Origin of the sequence: Lentzea indica, from assembly GCF_012184385.1 — a bacterium.
GTDB classification, from domain to species: Bacteria; Actinomycetota; Actinomycetes; order Mycobacteriales; family Pseudonocardiaceae; genus Lentzea; species Lentzea indica.
Window position 1 is genome coordinate 1 of the sequence record NZ_VSRL01000289.1, and the last position, 10,484, is coordinate 10,484.

General features: G+C 70.5%; 7 protein-coding genes and 2 pseudogenes. All 9 read left to right on the top strand.

What is annotated here, in order from left to right:
- Window positions 1-390: ABC transporter permease subunit (locus tag FXN61_RS42135; RefSeq protein WP_167979449.1), on the top strand; the 390-nt coding region annotated here is incomplete at its 5' end.
- On the top strand, window positions 390-2,240 hold the full coding sequence (locus FXN61_RS42140) for a dipeptide/oligopeptide/nickel ABC transporter permease/ATP-binding protein (RefSeq protein WP_167979450.1): 1,851 nt from the start codon (window positions 390-392) through the stop codon (window positions 2,238-2,240). The genes FXN61_RS42135 and FXN61_RS42140, both read left to right, overlap by 1 nt.
- Window positions 2,237-2,986 (top strand): ABC transporter ATP-binding protein, encoded by a 750-nt coding sequence (locus tag FXN61_RS42145; RefSeq protein ID WP_167979451.1) that lies wholly within the window; start codon window positions 2,237-2,239, stop codon window positions 2,984-2,986. Before FXN61_RS42140 ends, FXN61_RS42145 begins: the two co-directional genes overlap by 4 nt.
- Complete coding sequence (locus tag FXN61_RS42150; protein WP_167979452.1) at window positions 2,983-4,020, top strand: dipeptidase; 1,038 nt, start codon at window positions 2,983-2,985, stop codon at window positions 4,018-4,020. Before FXN61_RS42145 ends, FXN61_RS42150 begins: the two co-directional genes overlap by 4 nt.
- Window positions 4,017-7,258, top strand: a pseudogene (locus FXN61_RS42155) (serine hydrolase). Before FXN61_RS42150 ends, FXN61_RS42155 begins: the two are co-directional and overlap by 4 nt.
- Window positions 7,258-8,334 carry a M20 family metallopeptidase gene (locus FXN61_RS42160; protein WP_188136074.1) on the top strand — a complete coding sequence of 359 codons (1,077 nt, stop codon included), beginning with the start codon at window positions 7,258-7,260 and terminating at the stop codon, window positions 8,332-8,334. The pseudogene FXN61_RS42155 and the gene FXN61_RS42160 overlap by 1 nt, the downstream one beginning before the upstream one ends.
- Window positions 8,331-9,149: a GNAT family N-acetyltransferase gene (locus FXN61_RS42165; RefSeq protein WP_246292861.1), complete on the top strand. Its 819-nt coding sequence runs from the start codon at window positions 8,331-8,333 to the stop codon at window positions 9,147-9,149. Before FXN61_RS42160 ends, FXN61_RS42165 begins: the two co-directional genes overlap by 4 nt.
- Entirely contained in the window at window positions 9,130-10,230 is a 1,101-nt protein-coding gene (menC, locus tag FXN61_RS42170) for an o-succinylbenzoate synthase (RefSeq protein WP_167979453.1), read from the top strand. Before FXN61_RS42165 ends, menC begins: the two co-directional genes overlap by 20 nt.
- 20 nt (window positions 10,231-10,250) lie before the next feature.
- Window positions 10,251-10,484, top strand: a pseudogene (locus FXN61_RS42175) (PucR family transcriptional regulator); the annotation flags it as partial.

Here is a 10,484-nt window from a genome sequence, read left to right on the forward strand (position 1 = left end):
CTCGCGACCGGACCGGCCGCGGTGCTCGCCCGCATCGTCCGGGTGGAGCTGCTTTCCGTGCTGGGCGACGACTTCGTCCGCACCGCGCGGGCGAAGCGCCTGCCGTCGCGGCTGGTGTACGTGCGGCACGCGCTGCCGAACGCCGTGACCGCCACGCTGACCCTCGGCGGAATGATGCTCGCCGCGCTGGTCGCGGGAACCGTGCTGGTGGAGAACGTGTTCGCCTGGCCGGGACTGGGGTCGACGATCGTCGGCTCGATCCAGCAGAAGGACTACCCGGCGGTTCAGGGCATCGTGCTGGTCTACGGCGCGGGAGTGCTCCTGGTGAACCTGGTCGTCGACGTGGTGCTGGCGCTGCTCGACCCCCGTTCGACCATCAGGGAGGCTTGATGCGCTCGGCACTCCGCAGCCCGATCGGGCTGGCGTCAGTGGTGCTGCTCGGTTTCCTGCTGGCACTGGCGGTGTTCGCCCCGCTGCTCTGGGGCGACCGTGCCGCCGCGATCGACACCGACGCGTTGCAGCAGGGGCCGTCGTCCGCGCACCTGCTCGGCACGGACTCGCTCGGCCGCGACATCTTCTACCGCGTGCTCGTGGCGACCAGGCTCACGATCGGCCTCGCCCTCCTGGCCACCGTGATCGGCGTGGTGACGGGCCTGCTCCTCGGGTCAGCGCCCACGGTGCTGCCGCGGTGGGCCGGCCGCATCGTCACCTCGGCGGTGAACATCGCCGTCGCGTTCCCCGGACTGCTGCTCGCGTTGTTCTTCGCCGTCATCTTCGGCACCGGCACGGTCGGCGCGGTGCTCGCCATCGCGTTCGCGATCACGCCGTCGTTCGCCCGCCTCACTCAGACGCTCACGGCGTCGGTGAGCGGCCGTGACTTCATCGCGGCGGCACGAGTCTGCGGTGTGGGCCGGTTCCGGTTGCTGCTGCGGCACGTTCTGCCGAACATCGCCGAGCCGCTGGTGATCAACGCGACCCTGGCGGCGGGGTCGGCACTCACCGCCTTCGCCGGGCTCTCGTTCCTGGGCATCGGCGTGCAGGCGCCGTCCTACGACTGGGGAAGGCTGCTCGGCGAGGGCCTCAACCGGATCTACGTCACCCCCGCGCCCGCACTCGGACCGGCGGTCGCCGTGGTCCTCGCCGGGCTGGCGTTCAACCTGTTCGGTGAGGCCGCCGCGTCCGTGGCGGGTCACCGGCAGCAGTCGACGCCGGGACCGCGACCGGTAAATGAGGCCACTGTGGACACATCAGAGGGTGGACTGCTGACCGTGCGAAACCTGCGCGTGGCCTTTCCCGGGAACAACGGCTGGATCACGCCGGTGCGCGGGGTGTCGTTCACCGTCCACAACGGAGAGATGATCGGCGTGGTCGGCGAGTCGGGTTCGGGCAAGAGCCTGACCGCGCTGGCCGTGTCCCGCCTGGTCGAGCATCCGGGGGTGGTCACGGCCGATCGGCTGGAGTTCGCGGGGAAGCCGTTGCGGAGCACGTCCGACCGTGAGCTGGGAACATCGCTGGCGATGGTGTTCCAGGACCCGATGACCTCGTTCAACCCGACGCGGCGCATCGGCAGGCAGATCGCCGAGGTTTCCGAGGTGCACCAAGGGATGTCCCGCGAGGCCGCGTTCCGCAAAGCGGTCGACCGGCTGCGGGCGGTGCGGATCCCGGAGCCGGAGCGGAAGGCACGGCAGTACCCGCACGAGTTCTCCGGCGGCATGCGGCAGCGCGTAGTGATCGCGATGGGGTTGATGGGCGAACCCCGGCTGGTGATCGCCGACGAGCCGACCACCGCGCTGGACGTCACCGTGCAGCGGGAGGTGCTGCGGCTGCTGGCACGGGTCAGGAAGGAACGTTCGGCGGCGGTGTTGCTGATCAGCCACGACATCACCGTGGTGGCGCAGACCTGCGACCGGGTTCTCGTGATGTACGCGGGGCGGATCGTCGAGGAGTTGCCGACCGACGAGCTCTTCACGTCCGCCCGGCATCCCTACACGACCGCGCTTCTGGCCGCGGTGCCCGACATGGAGACGGACCGGGACGCCCCGCTCGCCGTGATTCCCGGCCGCCCGCCAGAGCCCGGCGAGATCGAGGCCGGCTGCCCGTTCGCGCCGCGGTGCCCGTTGGCCGACGAGAGGTGCCGGAGTGAGGAACCAGAGCTCACCGCACTGACCGACGGGCATCGGGTGGCGTGCTGGCGGTCGGAGAAGGAACTGATGGACGCGACAGCAGGAGGTGCCGCATGAGCGAGCTGAAGTTCGAGGAGGTCAGCCTGCGGTACGGCACGCTGCGTGCCGTCGACGACGTCAGTCTCACCGTGCCGCCGCGCCAGGTCGTCGGGCTCGTCGGCGAGTCGGGATCGGGCAAGTCCAGCCTCGCCGCCGCGGCTGTCGGCCTCGTACCGCCCACGTCGGGCCGCATCCTGCTCGACGGCGTCGACGTCCAACGGCTGCGACGGCGAGACCGACGGCTGCAGATGGTGTTCCAGGACCCGTACTCGTCGCTCGACCCCCGCATGAGCATCGGCCAGTCGATCGCCGAGGCGATGCCCAGGGGTGTCGACCGGCGCACCGAAGTAGCCCGCCTGCTCGCACTCGTGAACCTCGACCCCGGTCGTGCCACCTCACTGCCCTCGCGCCTGTCCGGTGGTCAGCGGCAACGCGTCGCGCTGGCCAGGGCGCTCGCCGGGCAGCCGAAGGTGATCATCGCCGACGAGATCACGTCCGCACTCGACGTGTCCGTGCAGGGCGCCGTGCTCAACCTGGTGCGGGACCTGCAACGGCAACTCGGGCTGTCGATGCTGTTCATCTCGCACAACCTCGCGGTCGTGCGGTACGTGAGCGACCGCATCGCCGTGATGCGCGAGGGCAAGATCGTGGAAGAGGGTCCGGCCGAGCAGGTGCTCGCCGGCCCGCGGCACCCGTACACGCGGGAGCTGCTCGCCGCGGCACCGTCGCGGCACACCAGGCTGTTGGAGGAGGCATCCCGATGATCGACGACCTGCACGGGCGCAGCGTTGTCGCGGACACGCACAACGACCTGCTGGACGCGATCGTCCACCGCCCGGTCGAGCGGTGGGTGCCGCACTTCCGCGAACGCTGGCTGCCGCAGCTGCACGCCGGCGGGGTGAACCTCCAGGTGCTGCCGGTGTTCATCGACGACGTGTTCCGGCCGGAAGGCGCGCTGCGCCAGACGTTGCGGATGATCGAGGCCGCGCACCGGATCGCCGAGGCCAACGCCGACACGGTCGCGCTGTGCCGTGACGGAGCGGAGATCGACGCCGCGCTCGCCTCTGACCGCATCGCGCTGGTACTGGCGCTGGAGAGCGCACCGGGTGTCGGTGAGGACGTCGAGCTGCTGGAAACCCTGTTCCGGCTGGGGGTGCGGGTCGCGTCGCTCGCGCACTTCGGCCGCACGGCCCTGGCCGACGGCAGCGGTGAGGACGCCACGGGAAGCAGGCTCACCAGGGCGGGTGTCGCCGCGTTCGCCGAGATGGAACGCCTCGGCATGATCTTCGACGTCAGCCACCTGAGCGCGGCCGGCGTCGAGCACGTGCTGGAGCTGGCGACCCGTCCGGTGATGGCGACGCACTCCTCTGCCCGTGCGTTGCGTGACCACCATCGCAACCTGACCGACGACCAGCTCAGGGGCATCGCTGCGAACGGCGGCGTGGTGTGCGTGAACTTCTTCGCGCCGTTCCTGCACGAGACCGACTTCAGCCTCGACCGGCTGATCGACCACATCGAGCACATCGCGGGCGTCATGGGCGTGCGGCACGTGGGCCTCGGCCCGGACTTCGTCAAAGAGGTCCTCGAGGACGTCACACCGCCGTGCTGTGAAGCCCAGTTCGTCGAGGGCGTGCCTACCGACCGGTTCATTCCCGGACTCGAAGGACCGGCGGGGCTTCCGCTGGTCACCGAGGCGCTGCAGAAGCGTGGGTGGCCAGACGACGACATCGCCCTGGTGCTGGGCCAGAACGTGCTCGACCTGTTCCGTTCCGAGCTGACGAGGGGATCCGCATCATGACCACCATCGAGGACCTGTACGGCTACGCGCTGCCCGAGCAGCCCGCGGTGTCGCCGGACGGCACCGAGATCGTGTACGTCCTGCGCACCACCGACCGCGAAGGTGACCGTGACGTGCGGGCGCTGTGGCGGGTTTCCGGCGGCACCGCGAAGCAGCTGACCAGGGGCACGGCCGACGTGGCGCCCGCGTGGTCGCCGGACGGGAGCCGCGTCGCGTTCCTGCGGACCCAGGACGGTCCGGCGCAGGTGTGGCTCCTGCCGTCCGACGGTGGCGAGCCGGAGCAGGTGACGTCGTTGCCGCTCGGCGCGGGCGAGCCGGTGTGGAGCGCGGACGGCACGCGGCTCGCGTTCACCGCACCCGTCGACATCGCGGACGCTTCCGCGCCGATCGTCGCGGACCGGCTCGACTACAAGTCCGACGGCTCGGGGTTCCTGCGCTCCATCCGCGCCCACCTGCACGTGCTCGAGCTGGAAAGCGGAGAAGTCCGGCAGATCACCGACGGCGACTGGCACGCCGGTTCGCCCGCGTGGTCACCGGACGGCACCAAGCTCGCGTTCCCCGCGGCACGCGACAAGGACGCAGACCTGACCTTCCGCGCTGCGGTCCACGTCGTGGAAGTCGCCGGGCGTGCGGAGCCCAAGCTCGTCGGACTTGCCGATGGGCAGGCCGCGACGGTCACGTGGACGGCGGACGGCACGGCGTTGCTCGTCACCGGACGGACCAACGCGGCCCCTGGGCACCTCAGTCTCCTGCACGTGTCGCTCGACGGTGAGGTCTGTGATCTGTCGGCGGCGTTGGACCGCAACGTCATGCCTGGCATGTCCGGATATCCGGGTGGACGGCCGGTCCTCATCGACGACGGCAGGACGGTGCTGTTCTGCGCCCGCGACCGCGGCTGCACCCAGCTGTACTCCGTGGACGTCGGCGGTGGCACGCCTCGGCTGCTCGTCGGCGGCGATTCCCGTGTCGTGGCAGGACTTTCTACCGGCAACGGGGTCGCGGCCATCGTCCTGGGCACGCCTGCCTCGTACGGCGAGATCGCCACGGTCGACCTGGCCACCGGCGAGCTGACCGTCCACACCGAACACAATGCGACCGAGCTCTTCGTCCGCGAGGAACGCGAGTTCACGATCTCGGACGGCACGGTGGTGCACGGCTGGCTGCTGCGCGATCCGGAACGCACCGGCCCGTTGCCGCTGCTGCTGGACATTCACGGCGGCCCGCACAACGCGTGGAACGGCACCGCCGATCCGGTGCACCTCTACCACCAGGTGCTGGCGCAGCAGGGCTGGGCGGTGCTGCTGCTCAACCCGCGCGGCAGCGACGGCTACGGCGAAGCCTTCTACACCGCGGCATTGGGCGCGTGGGGCAAGGCCGACGCCAAGGACTTCCTGGAGCCGATCGACCAGCTCGTGGCAGAAGAGCTGGCGGATCCGAAGAAGCTCGCCGTCACGGGCTACAGCTACGGCGGCTACATGACCTGCTATCTGACCAGCCGTGACAGCAGGTTCGCCGCCGCCGTCGCCGGTGGTGTGATCAGCGACCTCACCAGCAGCGTGGGCACCTCCGACGCCGGGCACTACCTCACCGCGCTGGAGCTGGGTGGTCCCGGCGAGCACATCGCGGAGCTGTCACCGCTGACGCTCGTCGACCAGGTCCGCACGCCCACGTTGATCTATCAGGGCGCGAGCGACGACAGGTGCCCCGCCGGCCAGGCCGAGCAGTGGTTCGCCGCGCTGCGCCAGAACGGCGTGCCGGCCAGGCTGGTGCTCTACCCCGGCGAGTCACACCTGTTCATCCTCGGCGGCAAGCCGTCGCACCGCGAGGACTTCAACCGCCGCGTCGTGGACTGGGTGCGCGAACACGCGGAGAACCGCAAGCCGCTCGACGCGAAGCACTGGCAGCGCAGGCTTTCCACGCTCGCCAAGAAGTACGGCGTTCCTGGTGCGGCGCTCGGCATCCTCAGGGACGGCGAGATCGTCCAAGCGCACCACGGCGTGCTGAACTCGGCGACCGGGGTCGAGGTCACCGACGACTCGATCTTCCAGATCGGCTCGATCGGCAAGGTGTGGACGGCGACCGTCGTGATGCGGCTCGTCGACGAGGGACTGCTCGACCTCGACGCGCCGATCACCGACGTGCTGCCCGAGCTCAAGCTCGCGGATCCCGTTGTCGCGCAGAAGGTGACGATGCGCCACCTGCTCACGCACACCAGCGGCATCGACGGCGACGTCTTCACCGACACCGGCCGCGGCGACGACTGCCTGGAGATCTACACCGACCAGCTCGTCGACGCCGCCCAGAACCACCCGCTGGGCGCGACGTTCTCCTACTGCAACTCCGGTTTCGTGCTGGCAGGCCGGGTGATCGAGAAGCTCACCGGCCAGACGTGGGACGCGGCGATGCGGGAGAAGCTCTTCGCCCCGCTCGGGCTCACCCGCACCGGCATCCTGCCGGAGGAGGCGTTGCTGCACCGCGCCGCCGTCGGTCATCTCACCAAGGACGGCAAAACCGAACCGGCGCCGGTGTGGGGACTGCCGCGCTCGCTCGGCCCGGCCGGGACGATCTTCGCGACCACCGCGGACGTGCTGGCGTCGCGCGGATGCACCTCGACGGCGGGCTGGCACAGGACGGCACACGGGTGCTGTCGGAAGGCTCGGCCATGGCGATGACCGAGAAGCAGGCCGACGTGCCCGACCCCGAGGCGCTGGGCGACTCGTGGGGCCTCGGCTGGATCCGGTTCGGCTGGGACGGGCAGCGGCTGATCGGCCACGACGGCAACACCATCGGGCAGTCCGCGTTCCTGCGCCTGCTGCCGGAACACGGGCTCGCGGTCACGTTGCTGACCAACGGCGGCCACGCGCGTGAGCTGCATCTGGACCTGTACCAGGAGATCTTCGCCGAGCTGGCCGGTGTCGCCATGCCCCGCCCGCTGGAGCCGGCCGCAGTGCCGCCCACCGTGGACCACGCGCGGTACGTCGGCCGGTACGAGCGGGCTTCCGTGTGCCTCGACATCACCGAGGGCGAACGCGGGCTGCGGCTGAAGGCGACGGTCACGGGCTCGTTGGCCGGACTCGTCCCGGACCCACCGGAGGTCGACCTCGTGCCGATCGACGACTCCCGGTTCGTGTGCAGGGACTCGGAGGACGAGAGCTGGACGTCCGTCGTGTTCTACGCGCTGCCCACCGGTGAGCAGTACGTGCACACGGGTGTCCGCGCCACGCCGAAGGTGTCCTGATGAACCTGCTCACCGACATCGAGCGGCTCGTGACCTGCGAGTCGCCGTCAACCGACCTGGCGGCGGTCGCCCGCAGTGCGGAGGTCACCGCCGAGGTGGGTTCCGCGCTGCTCGGCTCGCCGCCGGAACGGATCGTGCTCGACGGCCGCACCCATCTGCGGTGGCGCCTGGGTTCGGGGCCCCGCAAGGTGTTGCTGCTCGGGCACCACGACACGGTGTGGCCGATCGGGACGCTCGCGCGGATTCCGTTCGAGGTGCGGGACGGTGTGCTGCGCGGGCCCGGCTGCTTCGACATGAAGACCGGCGTCGCGATGATCTTCCACGCCGTCGCGGCGCTGGGTTCCCCCGACGGCGTCACGGTTCTCATCACCGGCGACGAGGAGATCGGGTCGCCGTCGTCGCGCGGGCTGATCGAGGCGGAGGCACGTCAGCACGCGGCCGTGCTGGTCACCGAAGGGTCCGCGGACGGCGGGGCGCTGAAGACCGAGCGCAAGGGCACGTCCATGTACGAGGTGACGCTGCACGGCCGTGCCGCTCACGCCGGGCTCGAACCCGAACGCGGGGTGAGCGCGACGATCGAGGCCGCGCACCAGGTTCTCGCGGTGTCGCGGTTGACCGACCTCGCCGCCGGCACCACCGTCACGCCGACCGTGCTCACTTCTGGCACCACGACCAACACCGTTCCCGCGCAAGGGAAGTTCACCGTGGACGTGCGCGTCCGCAACCTCGCGGAGCAGCAGCGAGTGGACGACGCGATGCGGGCGCTCCAGCCGGTGCTCGACGGAGCCAAGGTGGAGGTCACCGGTGGTCCCAACCGCGCGCCGATGGAGCTCTCGGCGTCAGCCGGGTTGTTCGAGCTCGCTTCGGGACTCGCCGCGGAGATCGGCATCGAGCTCACGCAGGCAGCGGTCGGTGGCGCGTCCGACGGCAACTTCACCGCGGGCGTGGGGGTTCCGACGCTCGACGGGCTCGGCGCGGTCGGCGGTGGCGCGCACGCCGAGAGCGAACACGTGCTGGTGTCGGAGCTCGTGCCCCGCACCACGCTGCTCGCGGCGCTCGTGAAGGAGCTGACATGACACTCGTGGCACAGAACGTGGTGGTCCGCCAGCTCACCGAGTACGCGGAACTCGTTGCCACGCAACGGTTGTACGAGTCGATCTGGCGTCCGAACGGCAACACTCCCCCGGTCACCGCCGAGCTGCTGAGAGCCATGACCAAGGCGGGCAGCTACGTCGCGGGAGCGTTCGACGGAGACGACCTGGTCGGTGCGTGCATCGGGTTCTGCTCGCCGCCGGCCGCCGGTGCGCTGCACAGCCACATCGCCGGGGTCGCGGCGGGCATGCGCGGCCGCAACGTCGGCTACGCGTTGAAGCTGGACCAGCGGGCGTGGGCGCTGGAGCGCGGGCTCAGCGAGGTCACCTGGACGTTCGACCCGCTGGTGCGCCGCAACGCCTATTTCAACCTGGGCAAGCTCGGCGCCGAGGCGACCGAGTACCTGCCCGACTTCTACGGCCACATGCAGGACGACATCAACGGTGGCGGGGAGACCGACCGGCTGCTGATCAGCTGGCGCGTGGCGGCGCCCGAGGTCGTCGCCGCGTGTGCGGGCCGGCCACGCACCGTGCACGCCACGGGTGTGGTCGGCCTCGGGATCTCCGCCGACGGCCTGCCGGAGCAGGGAACCCGCAAGGGCAGCACCGTTCTGGTCGCGGTGCCGCCGGACGTCGAGGCACTGCGGGCCACGAACCCGGCCGCGGCGAACGAGTGGCGCTACGCCGTGCGGGACGTGCTCGGCGGCCTGCTCGCCGAGGGCGCCGCGTCACGGGGTTCGACAAGTCCGGGTGGTACGTCGTCGAGAGGAACAGTGGGTCATGAAGCTGACCGGGGTTGAGCTCCGCTGGATCGAGATGCCGCTGAAGTCCCCGTTCCGAACCTCGTTCGGCACGCAGAACGTGCGGCAGTTGCTGCTGCTGCGCGCCGTCACGGACGAGAGCGAGGGTTGGGGCGAGTGCGTCGCGATGGCCGACCCGGTGTACTCGTCGGAGTACCTCGAAGGCTGTGCGGACGTGCTGCGCCGGTTCCTCGTTCCGGCTTTGTCGGGGCCGATCGACGGGGTGTCGGTCGCGCCACGGCTGGCCAGGTTCCGCGGGCACCGGATGGCCAAGGGCGCGCTGGAGATGGCCGTGCTCGACGCCGAGCTGCGGGCGCGTGGCGTGTCGTTCGGCCGTGAGCTGGGGGCGACGCGCGACCGCGTGCCGTGCGGGGTGTCGGTCGGGATCATGGACTCGACCCCCGAGCTGCTCGACGCGGTCGGCGCCTACCTCGACGAGGGTTACGCGCGGATCAAGCTCAAGATCGAGCCTGGCTGGGACGTCGAGCCCGTGCGGGCCGTACGCGAGCGGTTCGGCTCCGACGTGCTGTTGCAGGTCGACGCGAACACCGCCTACACGCTCGGCGACGCCAGGCACCTCGCCCGGCTCGACCCGTTCGATCTCCTGCTGATCGAGCAGCCGCTCGACGAGGAGGAAATCCTCGCGCACGCCGAGCTCGCGAAGGTGGTGCGCACACCGATCTGCCTCGACGAGTCGATCACCTCGGCCAAATCAGCCGCCGACGCGATCAAGCTCGGCGCCTGCCAGATCGTCAACATCAAGCCGGGCAGGGTCGGCGGCTATCTGGAGGCACGCCGCATCCATGACGTCTGCGCCGCGCACGGCATCGCGGTGTGGTGCGGCGGCATGCTCGAAACCGGCATCGGCCGTGCCGCGAACGTGGCGCTGGCGGCGTTGCCCGGCTGCACGCTGCCCGGCGACACGTCGGCATCGGACCGCTACTACCAGATGGACATCACCGAACCGTTCGTGCTGGACGACGGCCACCTGGCCGTTCCCACGGGACCGGGCCTCGGCGTGACACCGCTGCCCGACGCGCTCGACGCCGTGACGGTGAAGACGGAGTGGCTTCCTCTGTAGACGGTTGGCAGGGTGTAGAGGTGAGCAGAACAGGTCTCGCCCGTGTGCTGGACGATCTCGGCACCACGCTGATCGACCTGGTCCTGGGTGATCCGGGCCGGGCCGTCGACATCGGCGGCGTGGTGATCCACGACCCGCACGACGACCAGGTGCTGCCGCCGTCCGCGCTGGTGCTGGGCGTCGGCGTGCGGGAGCCGGCGCGAATCCTCGGACCTTCCGTGGGCGGTTCGGGCCGCGGCGCTCGTCGTCCGCGC